This window comes from Gardnerella greenwoodii 00703Dmash (assembly GCF_000263635.1).
GTDB lineage: Bacteria > Actinomycetota > Actinomycetes > Actinomycetales > Bifidobacteriaceae > Bifidobacterium > Bifidobacterium greenwoodii.
The window spans coordinates 21,221-38,859 of record NZ_ADEV01000006.1 but is presented as its reverse complement, the minus strand read 5'-3'; the positions used below and the strand labels follow the sequence as shown (position 1 = coordinate 38,859).

Here is a 17,639-nt window from a genome sequence, read left to right as displayed (position 1 = left end):
TGAATTTTTCACAGAAATTACATGTTTCGGCGTAGAAACGACTGAAAATCTCCCATATTGCACATAATGCTTATGGAAATAGTATTATGAAATGTGTATGAGTGCGGCATAACGTAATGCCGCTGATTTTTTGCAGGCAAGGAGTCTATATGAGCATCCGCGTTGCCATTGCCGGAGTAGGTAATTGCGCTTCGTCGCTGGTTCAGGGCGTTGAATATTACAAAAACGCTGATGACGGTGAGAAAATTCCAGGGTTGATGCACGCTGTTTTTGGACAGTATCGTGTGCGCGATATTGAGTTTGTTGCAGCATTCGATGTTGATTCTTTAAAAGTTGGGCATGATTTAAGCGAAGCAATTGGAGCTTCGCAGAACAATACTATTCGTTTTGCTGACGTGCCAAATTTGGGTGTGGAAGTTATGCGCGGCCCTACTTACGACGGCTTAGGTGATTATTATCGTGAGATGATTGACGAGTCCGAGGCTGAACCTGTTGACGTAGCTCAAGTTTTGCGAGATAAGCATGTTGATGTGCTTGTTTCTTATTTGCCAGTCGGCTCTGAAGAGGCAGATAAAGCTTACGCAACATTTGCAATGGAAGCTGGTTGCGCTTTCGTAAATTGCTTGCCAGTATTTATTGCATCCGATCCTGAGTGGGCGCAAAAGTTCCGCGATGCTGGAGTTCCTATTATTGGTGACGATATTAAAAGCCAGGTGGGTGCAACTATTACTCACCGTGTTATGGCTCGACTTTTTGAGGATCGCGGCGTTCGTTTAGACCGCACTTATCAGCTGAATGTTGGCGGAAACATGGACTTTATGAACATGCTTCAGCGTTCAAGGTTGGAGTCTAAAAAGATTTCTAAGACTCGCGCAGTAACTTCAATCGTTCCTCACGAAATGGATGAGCACAATGTTCATATTGGCCCATCCGACTACGTTGCTTGGTTGGATGATCGCAAGTTTGCTTTTGTGCGTTTGGAAGGTACGACTTTTGGTGATGTTCCTTTGAACTTGGAGTACAAGCTTGAGGTTTGGGATTCTCCAAATTCTGCAGGTATTGTTATTGATGCTGTTCGAGCTGCAAAAATTGCTTTGGATCGCAAGCTTTCTGGCCCGATTTTGGCTCCAAGCTCCTACTTTATGAAGTCTCCTGCAGTTCAGCATGAAGATAACGAAGCTCGTCAATTAGTTGAGCGCTATATTGCTGGAGAAGTTGAAGCGGATGAGCTGCAGCTTAATGCAGATGTTGAAGAAGCGAAAGAGCGCGGTAAAAGCGTTTGGAGAGCCTAATTTATTGCTAATAGTAGCTATTAATTTATTTTTAGTTTCTATTACTCGTTGTTACTACTCGACATGTAGCGAAAATCGTGTAATATAGTTAGAGCCTCCGCGTGGCACTATGTCACCCAATCCCCCCAGGGCAGAAATGCAGCAAGGGTAAGTGGCCTCTGGTGGGTGCGTGGAGGTTTTATTTTGCCAAAATTTTATTATGCTCAAAACTAGCGCTGTCATAGAGACTGTCGTAAAGTCTAAAGTATGAGCGAAGAATTTACAGGAACAAATGACGGCTTAAACTCCAATAGTTTGAAAGATATTGAAGAGCTTCCAGACTTGCCAGAAGTGAAGGCTTTTTCTGCAGTGCCTAGTAGCGATGAATCTACAGTCGAGCTATTAGATTCAAAGAAGATTGCGGAAGCTGGCGCAGAAACCGGCATAGAAACGAACGCAAAATCAAAATCAAATAAAGATTCTTCCTTACAAGAAGACGATGTTGACGAGTTTGATCCTCTACTTAAGCGCCCGCGTGTTTCCACAATATTATGGTGTGTTGCGCTTGCAGTCATATTTTTAGCTTCTGCAGTTGGTGTTTGGTTTGTGAGCGTGCAAACAATACTCGGACAAAGCTATGAGGAAATGGTAATTGACGGTTTTGGTTCTAGAGGAATGCCAGCGTGGTTATCTACTTGCTTAAAACCGCTTTGCAATTCACTTGTTGTTATTATTCTCGGTGTTGTTATTGCGGCAATTGCTTTAGTTTTAGCTTGTGTTAGAAAACGCTGGTGGCTGCTTGGGCAGTGTGCAGGAATCATCATTTTGGCCGCAGCGGCTGAACCTTTAAAAAAGATTCTTCCTCGACCAATGCTTATCAATATTGAGTATTTGTCGGCAAATTCAGCACCTTCTGGTCATGCTCTACTTATTTGTGCGGCTTGTGCTTTGCTTATTTGTACTGTTTCTAGAGTTTGGCGTGCGGGGGTTGCTGTTGCAAGCGCTGTAATAACTATTTTGGTACAACTTTCACTGGTTGCTGGGCACTGGCACAGGTCTTCCGACGTGCTTATTTCATTGCTAATAGTTGCTGCAGCAACTCTTATTGCGCTTGCTTTAACGCGTTGCAGCGGAATGGACATGCCTGCGTATAGAAGATCCTCAATTAGCGTGCAAATTGTAGGAAGTTCTATGATTACTTTGGGTGTTCTTGCTTGCCTTTACTCACTATATTTAATATGGCAAATTTTGCCAGGCGTAGATATTTTTGCACAGTGGGCGGCTAGTGTATCCTATACTGCAACATATTGGCTGACTATTGGTGCATCTTTGCTTGTTTATGGAGTGATTATGGTAATGCGTCATTCTACAGCTTCCCCGCTTGGAAGGCTTGGATTAGTTGGTGCACCTCCAACACCACCGTCTGCTGCATGAAAAATGTCTACTCTATCTGCTTGTATCCACCGAGGTGGAATTTAATAGACGTACAGCGTAACTTGCGATACAGTTAGTGCGAAGCATACAGTTAATGCGTGTATGTTTGATTGTGTTAGGAAAGGAGCGAATATGGCAGCTGAACATAAGCTAGTCATTGTGGAGTCTCCCACGAAAGCGCGCAAAATTGGCGGGTATTTGGGTAACGGGTACACGGTTATGGCGTCTGTGGGGCATATTCGCGACCTCGCTCAACCAAGCCAAGTTCCAGCCTCACGCAAAGCTGCGTTTGGCAAGTTTGGTGTAGATGTTGATCATGGTTTTGCTCCATACTATGTTGTTGGAGCAGATAAAAAGAAAACAGTTGCCGATTTAAAGTCTGCGCTCGCCAAAGCCGACGAGCTGTATTTGGCAACTGATGAGGATCGCGAAGGTGAGGCTATTGCTTGGCATTTGGTTGAAGCTTTGAAACCAAAAGTGCCAGTAAAGCGTATGGTTTTTCACGAGATTACTAAGGATGCTATTCAAGCTTCGTTAAGTAATACTCGAAATGTTGACGACAATATGGTTGATGCGCAAGAAACGCGTCGTGTGCTAGATCGTTTGTATGGCTACGAGCTTTCTCCTGTGCTATGGAGAAAAGTCGGTCCAGGTCTTTCTGCTGGTCGTGTGCAGTCTGTTGCAACAAGGCTTATTGTTGAGCGTGAACGCGAGCGCATGGCGTTTAGGAAGGCTTCATACTGGGATATTAGTGCTGTTTTAAGCTCTAAAGACTCTGATGGTAAAAGCGTTGATTTTGAAGCGCGCATGAGTGAGCTTTCTGGCCGTCGCCTGGCTGGTTCTAAAGATTTCAATTCAAAAGGCGAGCTTGTTTCTGCAAAAAGTGAGTCGCAGAAAGCTTTGCATGTTGACGCTGATTTTGCGTCCGAGCTTTCTAAAGCTCTTGAAAATTCAGATTTTGTAGTTGACTCTATGGAGACGAAGCCGTATCGTCGTCGTCCTTTGCCTCCTTTTACTACATCAACTTTGCAACAAACTGCTGGAAACCGCCTGTCGATGAGCTCTCGTCAAACTATGCGAGCGGCGCAATCCTTATACGAAAACGGCTATATTACTTACATGCGTACGGATTCCGTAACGCTTTCTAAAGAGGCTATTGAGGCCGCGCGAAATGCCGCTCGTGCAGCGTTTGGTGATGAATATGTTTCTAAATCTCCTAAGCAGTACGCAACTACGTCTGCTGGAGCGCAGGAAGCTCACGAATGTATTCGCCCTGCTGGAGCACGTTTCTTAAGCCCGGACGAACTTGCGGATAAATTGCCTGCAGATCAGCTTAAATTGTATACGCTTATTTGGCAGCGAACTCTTGCGTCTCAGATGGAAGACGCTACTGGTTTTACAGCAACAGTTAAGTTAAATGCTTCTGCTGGAGAATATGGTGAGGCTTTGTTCCAAGCTTCTGGAACAGTAATTACTTTTGCTGGTTTTATGAAGGTTTTTGCTAATTCGTCTGCGGCTGAAAGTGATGGCGAAGGCGAAAAGGCACTTCCTCAAATGCGGGCTGGGGATGTTCTTGAAGCTAAAAGCGTTAGTGCGGATTCTCACGAAACTCAGCCGCCTGCAAGATACACCGAGGCTTCTTTGGTAAAAACGCTGGAAGCTAAGGAAATTGGTCGCCCTTCTACTTATGCAACTATTATTTCCACGATTATTGATCGCGGATACGTGTATGAGCGTGGACGTGCTTTAATTCCTTCGTGGCTTGCGTTTGCTGTAATCAAGCTTTTGGAAGCTAACTTCCCAAAGTATGTTGATTACGCGTTTACTGCGGATATGGAAAATGGTTTGGACAGGATTGCACACGGTGAAGAAACCGGTCGCGATTGGTTAACTAGATTCTATTTTGGTTCTGGAGATGACTCTGCAAAGTCTGCTGACGAAGCGCATATTGGTTTACAGCAGCAGGTTGCGGAACTTGGTGAAATTGACGCGCGTGAAATCAACACTATAAATATTGGTGACGGATTGCATGTTCGTGTTGGCCGTTACGGACCTTATTTGGAAGATACTACGCATTTGGACACTGAGGGTAATCCTCGACACGCCTCTCTTCCAGAGACTTTAGCTCCGGATGAGCTTAGCGTGGATGTTGCGCGAGAATTGTTGGATAACAATGCTGAAGGTCCGCGCGTGTTGGGCAAAGATCCTGAAACTGGTGGCACTGTTGAGGTGCGCAATGGCCGTTTTGGCCCGTACGTTGCTTTAGTTGACTCTCAGGATAATGAAGATACTAAGTCTTCTAATTCTGACGCAAAATCTTCTAAGTCGCGTCCAAAAATGGCGTCTTTGTTTAAGACTATGGATCCTTCAACCTTAACTTTGCAAGATGCTTTGCAGCTTTTGCACTTGCCGCGTTTGGTTGGCGAGTATGAAGAAGTTGATGCTGAAGGTGTGGTGAAACTAGCTCGAATTGAGGCCAGCAACGGGCGTTACGGCCCATACTTAACTAAAACATATTCTGCTGTAGATGCTTCTGCCGTAGAAACTGTGGAATCTAAGCCAGAAACGCGCTCTTTAGCTAGTGAAGACGCTATTTTTAGTACTACTTTAGAAGAAGCGAAAGCTTTGTTTGCGCAACCAAAGTACGGTAAGCGTACTCGCGGCGCGGCTAAGCCTCCTCTTCGTGAGCTTGGTGCGGATCCTGAAACAGGAAAGCCTGTTGTAATTAAAGATGGTTTCTACGGGTCTTATATTACTGACGGCGAAACGAATCGCACTTTGCCAAAGCAGTACACGCCTGAATCAATTGACCCTCAGGATGCGTTTGCACTATTGGCTCAAAAGCGCGCAGCTGGACCTGTAAAACGCAAGAGGAGTGCTGCTAAAAGCACTGCAAAATCTTCCGCAAAGAAGTCTACTGCGAAAAAATCTACAGCAAAGAAAACTTCTGCAAAGAAGACCGCTTCAAAGAAATCTACCGCTAAAAAAGCATAGGAATGAAATCTAAAGATTAAATAGACCTTGCGTATGGAGTCACAAAATATGGAGTCACAAAATATGGCATCTAAGAATGGTGATTTTTCAGGCGGTTGCGCTTGCGGAGGAAACTGTGGTTGCAACAGTGAAAAATATGCTGAAAATAAAGGCTTATTTATTTCTTTTGAAGGAATTGACGGCGTTGGTAAAACGACGCAAGTTGAGGCGCTGAAAAAGCATTTGCAATCTTTGGGGCGAGAAGTTGTAGTTACGCGCGAGCCGGGTGGAACTGATCTTGGAAAGTCTTTGCGCGAAATATTGTTGCACGGATCTTATGTGTCCTCTAGAACTGAAGCTTTATTGTTCGCAGCAGATCGCGCTCAGCATGTTGCTCAAGTGATTCGCCCAGCGCTTAGCCGTGGAGCGGTAGTAATTACAGATCGTTACATTGATTCTTCTCTTGCTTACCAGGCAGGCGGCCGCGAACTGACTATGGATGATGTGCGAACTTTAAGCGAGTGGGCAACTGACTCTCTGTGGCCTAATCGCACTTATTTGCTAGACATGCAGCCAGAAGCAGCTTTTGAGCGTTTGCATCGTGAGCAAGATCGAATGGAATCAGCCGGAATTGATTTCCAGCGTCGCACTCGAGAAGCTTTTTTGGATTTAGCGCAAGAATCTGCAAATAGGTATCGTGTATTAGACGCAACATGTTCTGCACAATCCTTAGCGGAACTAATTTCTAGCGATGTGAATAATTTAATTGCGCAAATTGAATCTAAATAAAATGCGGCAAATCGAAATTTAGGGGGTGAAGCAGTGAGCGTTTGGGATAATGTAGTTGGTCAAGAGCAGGTGATTAAGCGTTTGCAAAAAGTTGCTTGCGCGGACGCCAGTAAAATAGCCCAATCTTGGCTAATTTGCGGAGCTGCCGGCTTCGGTAGCGTACAAGTTGCGCGCGCTTTTGCTGCTGCTCTCGAAAGCCCGGATTGTTTAGACGCAAATCGAAATATTAATGGGGAAGAAGAGCTTAGTAAAACTGCCAAAGAAGTTTTAGCGGGCTCGCATCCGGATGTTCATACGCTTGCAACCGAAGGTGTTACTCTCAGTATTGACGATGTTCGTGAAGTTATTGGAATTTCAGAGCAAATGCCTAGCACTGCTCCGTGGCGAATAATAATTATTGAAGACGTTGACAGAATGTTGGAACGCAGCACAAACGTTCTTCTTAAAGAGATTGAAGAGCCTAGCAATCACACTATTTGGATTCTTTGTGCTTCAAGCGCTAAAGATGTGCTCCCAACAATTCGTTCGCGCACACAACTTGTGCAATTAGCCATGCCGGATGAGCAGTCTGTAGCAGAATATCTTATTAAAAAAACGGATGCGGATAATAAGCTAGCAAGTCGCGCAGCTAGACTTTCTCAAGGAAATATAGAAACCGCGTTGATTTACGCAAGCGACGAGCGTGCTTTAGGTAGGCGAGATGAGTTAGTTGCAGGGTTGCTTCGCATGCATGATGCTGCTGACGCAATTATGCTTGCTGCAATGCTTATTGAAGACGCAAAAGCTCAAGCAGAAGATGAAGTTCAGCGAAATGTTGAAGCTCAGCAGAAAGAATTTTTAAGAATTAACGGCTTAAAAGAAGGCGATCGTATTGCGCCAAAATTGCGCACAGCTTATAACGCAATTGGTAAAAAAGATGAGGTAAAGCGCAAAGTTACTCGTGTAAGTCGCGACGTATTGGGTCGTTCTTTAGACGCAATTAGCAGCGTGTATCGAGACGTTTTAGTAATACTTAACAATGCGCAGGATACTTCGCCAATAATAAATCAAGAATACAAGTCTGGAATTGTGGAACTTGCTAAAAGACTAACGGCGAAGCAGGCGCTTGATTTTGTTGACAACATTGCTACAGCTCGTAAGCGCTTGGCTAGGAATGGTAACGCAACTCTTGTTTTTGAAGCTCTATTTTGCTCGCTTTTGTAGAAAAGTAACGTAGAGTTTTGCTATATTCGCCACGGAAGTGACATATCGCTTGTGCCTATTCTCGGCGCGTTAGTTGATTCACGGCGCATAATTTCTGGCCTAAACTCCATGTGTGCTGGAAGCCAATGTTGTTCGGACTTATCAACAGTGGTTAAGCGAATAGCTTCGCGCGCAATCTGCTGGTATGGAGGCCTGATTGAAGAAAGCTTAGGCTCAGATATTTTTGCCTGCCTGCTATCTCCGTAACCTATTACGCGCACATCTTGCGGAACCTTTAAAGAAAGCTCATCTAAAGCCAAAAGAGCTCCCATTGCCACGGCGTCGTTTGCGCAAATAATAGCGTCTGGTCTGCGTGATTGCTTAGCTGCAGAAGTGGAAAAGAGCCTCATAGTATCCTTAAATCCACGCTGATAAGTAAGCTCGCCAAAAGTCGTCCAATCTGGCTCAGGAAGTAGACTTAATCGGCTTGCGGCAGTCTGGAAATTAGCGAATAAGTTTGCGTTTTGTGTGGAGTCAACATTTCCGCTTAAATAAGCAATATTGTGCGCGTCGTGGTGTGAAAGATGTATTAAAGCAGCTTCCATCATGGATTCTTGATCCATGCCAACCCAGTTAATGTGGAACGAAGTTGCAGTGCCGCCGATTTGCACAATTGGAAGATTATTTACGTAGTTTTCAAGTATTTTTGTTAAATCAATATTGTTAGACTGTATCACAATAAGACTGTCAACATTGTGTTCAATAAGTTCTTCAATGCGCTCTTCTTGTGTTTCGGCATCTTTGCCTGTTCCAACAAGAAGTATTTTGTCTATTTTCTGAGCTGCCTCGTCAAGGGCGGAAAGCATGTTTACGTTGAACGAATCGTCTACGTTGCTTGTACTTATTACTACGCCGATTGTGTTAGTCGTGTCGCTTCTTAATGCGCTTGCTGCATAATTTACTGAATAATTAAGCTGTTCTGCAGCTTTTCTAACGCGTTTTGCAATATCGTCATCTTTGGCTCGACGACCAGAAAGTACGCGGGATACTGTTGCGATTGAAACTTTTGCGAGCGCCGCTACATGAGTAATGGAGGCATTCTGATTTGTTTGATTTGTCATATGTGCCCCCGAATGAGTGCGGTGCTGTAGCTAATAATAAGCAGCACCGCAAATCGAATATTATAAAGTGAATATTATTTATCTGTTCATTTATTTACTTAACTCTATATTATTCGCCTTTCGTGACTACTTCTACAAGCTTGCTTGCCACATTTTCGGCATCTTCGCCGTCTACTGTAATTGTGATTGAGTCTCCCTTAGTAATACCCAAACCCATAATTGAAAGAATGCTGTTTGCGCTTACTGGAGTTCCTTCGCCTTTGGCGATTGTTACAGTGCAATTTGAGGCTATTGCGGCTTGTGAAAATTCAGATGCTGGGCGAGCGTGAATTCCAACAGGGTCTTCAATGGTAACGGTGCGAGTTGCGACTGACATTTTTTCTCCTTTGAATAAAATTAATAATTTCTACTTTTATCTTACTTTCGTATAAAAGCAAAGTTTTTTTTCTTAAGTTTTTTCTTATTGCTATTTTTAATGTTAAGTGTAACACAATTAACTGAAAAATACAGAAAACGTTTTCACTTGTTGTAACAACGTTTTTAATGGTGTATAGTTTCATTAGTAAGAAACGTTTACCTACAAGAAATGCTTCTGCGGCGTTGCGGCTGTGGTAAAGCGTCTAAACCTAAAGGAGGGTTTAAGTATGGTAATCACTGGTGTTGGTATTGGTCGTTCAATGGCGTCTGGTGAAGTATTGTGTATGGCACCTGCTTTGCGAGAGCCACAAGATGTGGCTCGTCCTACAGAAATATCAGTCGAAGATGCCAAAATTTCGGTACAAAACGCTCTAAATGCAGTAAACAAAGACTTGCAACAGCGCGCGCAAGCTGCTCTTAAAGCAGCGGATGAAGGAACTAAAAAAGCAGCACCAATTATGCAGGCTCTTGCTCAAATGGCGTCGGACCCAGCATTAATAAGTGCGATTGAAGCTGGAATTTCCGCTGGAAAAACAGCTGAACGCGCTACTTGGGAAGGCTTTGCGCAGTTTGAAGATATGTTGCGTAATCTTGGTGGCTATATGGCTGAGCGTGCGGGAGATTTGCACGATGTTGGCCAGCGCGTTATTGCATATTTGCTTGGTGTCGAAGCGCCTGGAGTGCCAGAAAGCGATTCTCCTTTTGTGTTGGTTGCTAGGGATCTTTCTCCTGCCGATACTGCTTCGCTTGATTTAAGCAAGGTTCAGGCAATTGTTACAATCGACGGCGGCCCTACTAGTCACACTGCTATTCTTGCTCGCGCTCGCGGAATTGTTGCTGTTGTTGGAGCGCACGATGCTTGCCAACTAAATAATCATCAAATGGTTGTAGTTGATGCTGCTCGCGGACGTGTTATAAGCGACCCTAGCGAAGAAGAAATTGAGCATGTTAAAGAGTCTCGTGAGCGCTTAAGTCGTGCTCGTGAATTGCGCGGATTGCCTGGAAGTACTAAAGATGGTCATTTGATTCCGCTTTTGGCAAATGTTGGCAAGCCATCGGATGCTCAAGTTGCGCATGAATATGGTGCTGAAGGTGTCGGCTTGTTCCGCACAGAATTTCTGTTTATCGGTAACGAGCAGCCTCCTAGTGTAGAAGAGCAAACAGAAGCCTACACGAAGCTGCTATCTCAATTTGATGGCAAAAAAGTTGTTATTCGTCTGCTTGACGCTGGGGCAGATAAGCCGTTGCCATTCCTGACTCCGGAAGATGAACCAAATCCTGCTCTAGGTCTTCGTGGTTTGCGTACTTTAAGGCAGCATATGGATGTTTTAGACGGACAGTTGCAGGCCTTGGCTCGCGCTGATGCTGTAACTAATGCTGATTTGTGGGTAATGGCTCCAATGGTTTCAGACGAGCATGAAGCAGCGTATTTTGTAAAGCTTGGTAAATCTAAAGGTCTTAAGAAGGTTGGCGTTATGGCTGAAGTTCCTTCTATTGCTTTGGTTGCCGAAGAAGTTGCTCAAGTTGCTGATTTTGTTTCTATTGGAACGAATGATTTGACGCAATACACTCTTGCGGCTGATCGAACGCTTGGATCTGTTTCTAATTACCAAACTGCTTGGCATCCTGCTGTGTTGCGTGCAATTAAAATGATTGCGGACGCTGGTAACGCTCATGGTATGCCAGTTGGAGTTTGTGGAGAAGCTGCGGCGGATCCAGACTTGGCGGTTGTTCTTACTGGTCTTGGTATCAACTCGCTTTCTATGACTCCAGTTGCTTTGGACGATGTTCGTGCAGAACTTGCTCAGACTACATTTGATGAAGCAAAAGTTAAAGCTCAAGAGGCTTTATCTGGAAAGTTCTACCGTTCGATAATGCAGGAATAATCAAAATTTAATAATTACAAAATTTAAAAAATAGTAAAAATTAAAAATAATCAGAAAAGAGAAAATATGAGCGCTGATATTGACGAGCTTCTTCCGGACGCTGCAGTTAATCTTGATATTGCGGCTAAGGATTGGCGCGATGCGATTCGTCTTGCGGGCGATGCTTTGCGAGAAGCTGGCTTTACCGCTGACGAATACACGGATCAAATGATTGAAACCGTTGAGAAAATGGGGCCATATATTGTTATTGCTCCAGGCTTGGCTTTGGCTCATTCAAGGCCATCTGCAGCGGTTCTTAAAAGCGGTTTAAGCTGGGTTCGTTTAAGCACGCCTGTTGAATTTGGCAATGCTGCTAACGATCCGGTTTCTTTAGTTATTGGTCTTGCAGGTCACGATGAAAGCGAGCATATTGGGGTTATGGCCGCAGTTGCTGCAGCTTTGTCTAATCCTGTAAAAACTAAGGAACTTGCGCAAGCAAAAAATGCTGAAGAAATTCGCGCGATTCTTAAAAGTTAGATATTAAATCATAAAGTAATTTTGTAAAATTAAAAATGATCACTCAATGAAAGAGGCTATTATGAATATTCTGTGCGTATGCGGAAACGGCATTGGCACGTCTGTACTGCTCAAAATCAATGTTGAGGCTGCAGCAGCAGACCTTGGTCTTGATGTTACGGTTACTACTTCCGATGCTGGAAGTGCAAAAGGTACCGCTAATATGAACGACCTCGTTCTCACATCTCCTCAGCTTGCTCCAGAGCTTGAGGGCACTACCACTCCTGTGGAAACAATTGAAAATTTCATGGATGTTGAAGAGGTGAAGAGCATACTTGAGCGTTACGTATAGTAATTACTCATAGTATTTGCTTTTCCCTAGGGAATAAAAAAGAAGGAAATAAAAATGAACATTGTAGTTCAGGTTTTAAATTTCATAAGTCAGCAGATTTTGAATGTGCCGGCTTATTTGATTGGTATTATTGCAGCAATCGGTCTTATTGCGCTAAAGCGTAGTGCAGGACAAGTTATTGCAGGCGGCTTAAAGGCTGCTATGGGTTACCTCATTTTGGGCGCAGGTGCCGGCGTTGTCGTTGGTGCTCTTGCTCCATTTGGTGACTTAGTTTTGAAGTCTACTGGTGCACACGGCGTTGTTCCTACTAACGAAGTTATTACAGCTCAGGCTGCAGGACAGTACGGTGCTACCTCTGCATACATTATTGTGCTTAGCTTTGTTCTTATGCTTCTTGCTGCACGCTTTACTCCACTAAAGTACATCTTCTTGACTGGTCACCACATGGTGTTCATGTCTATGCTTCTTGCTTTGGTGCTTTCTGTAGGCTTCGGCGCAAGCAACCAGCTTCTTATTGTTATTGTTGGTTCCATTATTATGGCTACTGTTATGGTTGTTTTGCCAGCTTTTGCTCAGCCATTCATGAACCGCATTACCGGAAGCGATAAGCTTTCAATCGGTCACTTCAACTCCTTAAGCTACATTGTTTCTGGTGCTGTTGGTGCGGCTGTTGGTAAGAAGTCAAAGTCTACTGAAGACATCAACTTCCCTAAGGGCTTGAGCTTCTTGCGTGATTCCATGGTTTCTACCACTTTGTTGATGGTTGTGCTTTATCTTGTGTTTGCAGTATGGGCTTCTGTTGTTTTGCCAGCAAAGGAACTCTTCAAGATTTTCGCATCTCATCCTGCTGATTACAGCGCATTCTACATGGCTGCTTTTGCTCAGGCTTTGCAGTTCGGCATTGGCGTTAGTGTAATCCTCTACGGCGTTCGTATTATCTTGGGCGAATTGGTTCCTGCATTCCAGGGCATTGCTAACAAGGTTGTTCCAGGCGCACGCCCAGCATTGGATATTCCAATCGTATTCCCATACGGTGCTAACGCTTCCCTCATTGGCTTCTTGGCTTCCTTCGTTGGTGGCCTTGTAGCTCTTGGCATTATTGCAGTGTGGATGGGACCGGCTTGGGGCTTGGCCTTGATTCTTCCTGGCATGGTTCCTCACTTCTTCGATGGCGGCGGTGCTGGCGTATTCGGTAACGCAACCGGCGGTCGTCGTGGTGCCATTCTCGGTGGTTTCATTAACGGCTTGATTATTACATTCCTACCAGCAGTATTGCTCACTGTTATGGGTTCCTTCGGTTTGGCAAACTCCACCTTCGGTGATGCTGACTTTGGTTGGGTTGGCACTGTTGTTGGTAACTTTGCACACCTTGGTGCAGGCGTTGGTTCTGTAAGCTTGATTGTTTTTGCAGTTATAATCTTTGCTTTGGCTTGGGTATGGCAGGTTAAGGTTGTTAACGCCGGCTGGCTTCCTGCAGTAAAGCATGCTGAGTTCATTGAAAGCATTAAGGAACAAGAGCGTGCTGCCAAGAAGGCTGCTATGGCTGCTAATAAGGAGGCTGCAGCAAAGTAAAAATCGAGTATAAAATCTCCATTTTCTAAATCAGTGCGCCCGGTTATTTATATAGCTGGGCGCACGTTTTTATTAATCTAATTAATCTTCGAAGTTATAGGACAAGCTGCAACACTGTTAATATCTCAGTTTGTTAGCTGAGTTTTTAACGGTGTTTTGCTTATTACCGTTACTTTCTCAGTTTGTTAGCTGAGTTTTTAACGGTGTTTTGCTTATTACCGTTATTTTCTCAGTTTGCTGACTGAGTTAGTAACAGTGCTCAACGCGCGTAAAGCGAATAGTTTGCAAATAAGTAATTTATTAACGCAGTTGATTAGTGCTATGTAATAGTAGATACTTGAATTATGAATATTTCTACAGATTTCACTATTATTCCGGACGATTATTCTAAAGCTGCACCGTCGCAGAATAAAATTAACGGAGTTCCAGTAGTTTCATTCCCGTTTTACATTGACAATATGCCATCTTTTGTGCACTACCTACATTGGCGACTTGTTGACGATGATGCAATACCGGTATGCGGTTTTGAATGGATTCATTGGACGGCTGCAAACGTGCCAGTAGATGCGTTAATGTTTGATTTTAACGATTCTCATGCTTTGCAAATTCCGGAAGATTTTTCGCGCAAAATGCCGTCGATGATTCCGGAAGCAGTTCAAGGACGCAATTCACAAGCAAGCAGATTCGTTGGTTGTGAAGATCCAGCAATTACTATGCGTTACAACGGTCCTCAGCCTCCGGATAAAGATCACGAATACATGCTTGAAGTTTTCGGCACGGAACAACCTTTGCCAAATCTTAAACAAGGCTTCTACATGAATGAATTGTTGCGCGAAATTCGTAACTGCACTAGCGGCGTAGATGCGGGCGGAATGTTCTTTACTGGGCGCGCCTAATTTAAGTAACTAGCGATAGAATCAATCAGGAATAAAAAATTAGTAAAATATTGAAACTCACAATGGGGGCTGCAAATGGCATGCACAACAATTCTCGTCGGACGCGGCGCAAGCTACGACGGATCTACGCTTATTGCGCGTAACGAAGACTCCGCAAATGGCGAATTTAATCCAAAGCGCTTAGTAGTAGTAAAGCCAGAAGATCAGCCTCGCGTTTATAAGTCTGTTCTTAGTCACGTGACGGTTGAACTTCCAGACAATCCAATGCAATACACAAGCGTGCCAAACGCTGATTTGCGCGAAGGAATTTGGGGAGAGGCCGGCGTAAACGAAGCAAACGTTGCAATGAGCGCAACCGAAACGCTTACGTCCAACGAGCGCGTGCTCGGAGCGGATCCAATGGTTGAGCTTCAAAAAGCACAGGGCAAAGTTGGAGATGCTGATTATAAGCCGGAAGTGCCTGGTGGAATTGGCGAAGAAGACTTCCTGACGATTGTTTTGCCTTATATTCGTAGCGCTCGCGAAGGCGTTGAGCGTTTGGGTGCGTTGCTTGAAAAATACGGCACTTACGAAATGAACGGCGTTGCTTTTTCGGACGTAAACGAGATTTGGTGGCTTGAAACTGTTGGCGGCCATCATTGGATTGCTAAGCGCGTGCCGGATGAAGCTTACGTTGTTATGCCAAACCAGCTTGGTATTGACGAGTTTGACTTGGATGACGCTTTTGGTGAGCAAGAAGAGCACATGTGCTCGGCTGATTTGCTTGAGTTTATTAAAGAAAATCACTTGGATTTGTCGGTTGAAAACGCTTCTCCTTTCAATCCTCGCGATGCTTTTGGCTCTCATTCGGATTCTGATCATGTTTACAATACTCCTCGCGCATGGTTCATGGAGCGCTTCTTGAATCCGTATGACGAAGTGTGGGATGGTAAAGACGCTGATCATCGTCCGGACAGCAACGACATTCCTTGGGCTCGCCAGCCAGAACGCAAGGTAACCATTGAAGACGTTAAGTACGTTTTAAGCTCGCACTATCAGGGCACTGAATATGATCCTTACGGAAAGCTTGGAGACGAGCATACTCGCCACATGTTGCGCCCAATCGGCATTAACCGTCAAAGCGAGCTTGCTGTAATGCAAATCCGTCCTTACATGCCGGAAGAAATGCGTGCAATTCAGTGGATTACTTACGGTTCTAATCCTTTCAACGCTTTGGTGCCGTTTTATCCGAACGTAAATCGCACTCCAAAATATTTGGAAGATACAACTACTCGCGTAACAAGCGAAAACTTCTATTGGGAAAATCGCATTATTGCAGCTCTTGCCGATGCTGCGTTTAACGATACAGCTAATACGATTGAGCGTTACCAGGAAACTGTTGGCTCTCTCGGGCATGCAATGGTTAAGCGCACAGATAAAGAAATTGCTGATTTGCTTGGCGTTTCTTTAAGCGATTACGAGCCAGAGCGTGAATGCGATGAAGACGGTTATTGCGGCGATGTTGTGCGCAATCCGGAAGAAATTATTGCCGCTCTTCGCGACGCAAAAGTTCGTGAGGCTTTGGCTAACGCGAATGACGGCATGGCAGAAAGGTTGAAGAAGGAAACAGACGCGTTGCTTGATAATGTTCTTTACATTACAAGTATGCGTATGAAAAATGGCTTTAACCGTTCTGATCATTAAATTATATAAAATATGCATTTATGCATTATGCCTATGAAAGTGGGGAACATGAGCATTATTGATAAATACACAACAACATTCGGCTTGGTTAAAAAGATTGATGCATTCGGGTATTTGGACTATTTAAAGCAGAATCCTGATCAGCCTCGCAAGCATGGAAAAGTGCTTCTTGTTACTGCAGACACTCCGCTGAAAGCATCTCGTGGTGAAGGTAAAACAACTACTACGATTGCTTTGGTTGATGCCTTGCGTGAGCGCGGTGTTGACGCGGCTGCGGTTCTTCGTCAGCCAAGCATGGGCATTACGGCCGCTGGTTCTAAAGGCGGCGCAAGCGGCGGCGGTAAGTCTTCGCTTTCTCATCCTGAGCTTATTGATTGGGGCTTGTGTGGTGAGATGGCTGCTATTGCTTGCGCGCAGAATTTGCTTGTGTCGTTTGCAGAAAAAGCAGTTGATGAAGGCGTGCTTGATACGATTTTGGTTCCTCGCGTAAGTGAAGTTCCATCTCGTTCACTTCGCAGCATTGCTGTTGATTATGGCAAGGGCACTGTTCCTGAGCGAGTCGTTTTGACTCCAACATGCGAGCTTATGCAAATTGTTGTTCTTTCGCGCAGCATGGATGAGATTTCCGAGCGCGTTGCTTCAATGATTGCTGGCACAAAGGATGGTGTTCCTCGTAAGTTTGGTGATTTCGTTGATTTGTGGCGAATTACAAATATTCTTTCCGACGCTGTAAATCCTGCAAAGACAGAAACTATTAACGGTTCGCCGATTTATGTGCATTGCGGTCCGTTTGCAAACGTTTCGCTCGGTATTCCAAGCCTTGTAAGCGTTGAAATGGCTTGCGCTGAGCATGATGTTGTTGTTGTAGAAGCTGGTTATGGTACGGATGCTGGTGCTCAAAAGTGGCTTGATATTGCTTCCCGCGAATTTGGCGCAAAATGGCCTGCCGCTGCAGTTGTAGTTACTCGCGCAACTACTTGGCGAGATGACGAAACTTTGGCTTGGCGCTACCCATTCCATGTTGCTCGTCTTGAATCTCTTAATATTCCTACTTTCCCGCTTATTAATTTGTGGGAAGGTGAGGATGATCAGGTTCCTGAACTATTGGCGCAGGCGAAATCTTTGGGATTTAGGAAGCCGATTGTTGGCAATCTTTTTCGCGACGGCGGCGATGGTTTGGCAGATCAGCTTGACGATTTTGTGTCTGTAATTAGTGCAGATACTAAAGCGTATGCTCCTGAATCCAGGCGCGGAAATACTCTTATGAATCGAATTAAGCTTCTGTGTGAAGAAGCTTACGGCGTTCCAGCTGATCGTGTTATTGAAAAAGATGGCTTTGCTGATTCTCTGTCTGCAGCGCAAGATTTGTGCGCAAATGCAGGTGTTGATTTCAACAGCCTTGCGTTAGTGGCAGTCAAGTCTCCTGCAACCATGACGGACGACGATCACAAGCCTGCTGGGGAGCGCACAGTTACCTTAAAGAAGGTGGAAGTTCACGCTGGTGCTGGAGTTGTGCAAGTAAACCTTACTGCATCTCTTACAACGCCAATGCCAAAAATTGTGTGAAT

At 44.6% G+C, this 17,639-nt stretch carries 14 protein-coding genes and 1 other RNA gene; 13 read left to right on the top strand and 2 right to left on the bottom strand.

Annotated features, from left to right (window positions below; translation table 11 throughout):
- Window positions 1-149 precede the first annotated feature (149 nt).
- The 6 genes from NG78_RS03650 (at window position 150) to NG78_RS03670 (ending at window position 7,670) form a co-directional block, all read left to right on the top strand.
- Window positions 150-1,292: an inositol-3-phosphate synthase gene (locus NG78_RS03650; protein ID WP_004129278.1), complete on the top strand. Its 1,143-nt coding sequence runs from the start codon at window positions 150-152 to the stop codon at window positions 1,290-1,292.
- Between the two features lie 88 nt (window positions 1,293-1,380).
- An RNA gene (gene ffs, locus NG78_RS05980) (signal recognition particle sRNA small type) lies at window positions 1,381-1,477 on the top strand.
- A gap of 61 nt (window positions 1,478-1,538) precedes the next feature.
- Window positions 1,539-2,705 carry a phosphatase PAP2 family protein gene (locus NG78_RS03655; protein ID WP_004137140.1) on the top strand — a complete coding sequence of 389 codons (1,167 nt, stop codon included), beginning with the start codon at window positions 1,539-1,541 and terminating at the stop codon, window positions 2,703-2,705.
- A gap of 132 nt (window positions 2,706-2,837) precedes the next feature.
- On the top strand, window positions 2,838-5,699 hold the full coding sequence (topA, locus tag NG78_RS03660; protein ID WP_004137143.1) for a type I DNA topoisomerase: 2,862 nt from the start codon (window positions 2,838-2,840) through the stop codon (window positions 5,697-5,699).
- 63 nt (window positions 5,700-5,762) lie between these two features.
- Window positions 5,763-6,467 (top strand): dTMP kinase, encoded by a 705-nt coding sequence (gene tmk, locus NG78_RS03665; RefSeq protein WP_004137145.1) that lies wholly within the window; start codon window positions 5,763-5,765, stop codon window positions 6,465-6,467.
- Between the two features lie 33 nt (window positions 6,468-6,500).
- Window positions 6,501-7,670 (top strand): DNA polymerase III subunit delta', encoded by a 1,170-nt coding sequence (locus NG78_RS03670; protein ID WP_004137147.1) that lies wholly within the window; start codon window positions 6,501-6,503, stop codon window positions 7,668-7,670.
- Window positions 7,671-7,690: 20 nt separating this feature from the next.
- On the opposite strand, the gene NG78_RS03675 is transcribed toward NG78_RS03670, so the two are convergent.
- Entirely contained in the window at window positions 7,691-8,770 is a 1,080-nt protein-coding gene (locus tag NG78_RS03675) for a LacI family DNA-binding transcriptional regulator (RefSeq protein WP_004137149.1), read from the bottom strand.
- A 109-nt stretch (window positions 8,771-8,879) separates the two neighbouring features.
- Entirely contained in the window at window positions 8,880-9,146 is a 267-nt protein-coding gene (locus NG78_RS03680) for an HPr family phosphocarrier protein (protein WP_004129267.1), read from the bottom strand.
- A gap of 268 nt (window positions 9,147-9,414) precedes the next feature.
- On the opposite strand from NG78_RS03680, the gene ptsP reads away from it, so the two are divergent.
- The 7 genes from ptsP (at window position 9,415) to NG78_RS03715 (ending at window position 17,637) form a co-directional block, all read left to right on the top strand.
- Window positions 9,415-11,073, top strand: a complete 1,659-nt coding sequence (gene ptsP / locus NG78_RS03685; protein ID WP_004129265.1) for a phosphoenolpyruvate--protein phosphotransferase — start codon at window positions 9,415-9,417, stop codon at window positions 11,071-11,073.
- 66 nt (window positions 11,074-11,139) lie between these two features.
- On the top strand, window positions 11,140-11,589 hold the full coding sequence (locus NG78_RS03690) for a PTS sugar transporter subunit IIA (RefSeq protein ID WP_004137152.1): 450 nt from the start codon (window positions 11,140-11,142) through the stop codon (window positions 11,587-11,589).
- Between the two features lie 61 nt (window positions 11,590-11,650).
- Entirely contained in the window at window positions 11,651-11,920 is a 270-nt protein-coding gene (locus NG78_RS03695) for a PTS sugar transporter subunit IIB (RefSeq protein ID WP_004574742.1), read from the top strand.
- Window positions 11,921-11,974: 54 nt separating this feature from the next.
- Entirely contained in the window at window positions 11,975-13,492 is a 1,518-nt protein-coding gene (locus NG78_RS03700) for a PTS ascorbate transporter subunit IIC (protein ID WP_004137153.1), read from the top strand.
- A 344-nt stretch (window positions 13,493-13,836) separates the two neighbouring features.
- Window positions 13,837-14,388, top strand: coding sequence for a YbhB/YbcL family Raf kinase inhibitor-like protein (locus tag NG78_RS03705; protein ID WP_004129257.1), 552 nt, complete (start codon window positions 13,837-13,839; stop codon window positions 14,386-14,388).
- 75 nt (window positions 14,389-14,463) lie between these two features.
- Complete coding sequence (locus NG78_RS03710) at window positions 14,464-16,071, top strand: C69 family dipeptidase (RefSeq protein ID WP_004129253.1); 1,608 nt, start codon at window positions 14,464-14,466, stop codon at window positions 16,069-16,071.
- Between the two features lie 48 nt (window positions 16,072-16,119).
- The gene (locus tag NG78_RS03715) at window positions 16,120-17,637 is read left to right on the top strand and encodes a formate--tetrahydrofolate ligase (RefSeq protein WP_004129250.1); all 1,518 of its coding nucleotides are present in this window, start codon (window positions 16,120-16,122) and stop codon (window positions 17,635-17,637) included.
- Window positions 17,638-17,639: the final 2 nt, after the last annotated feature.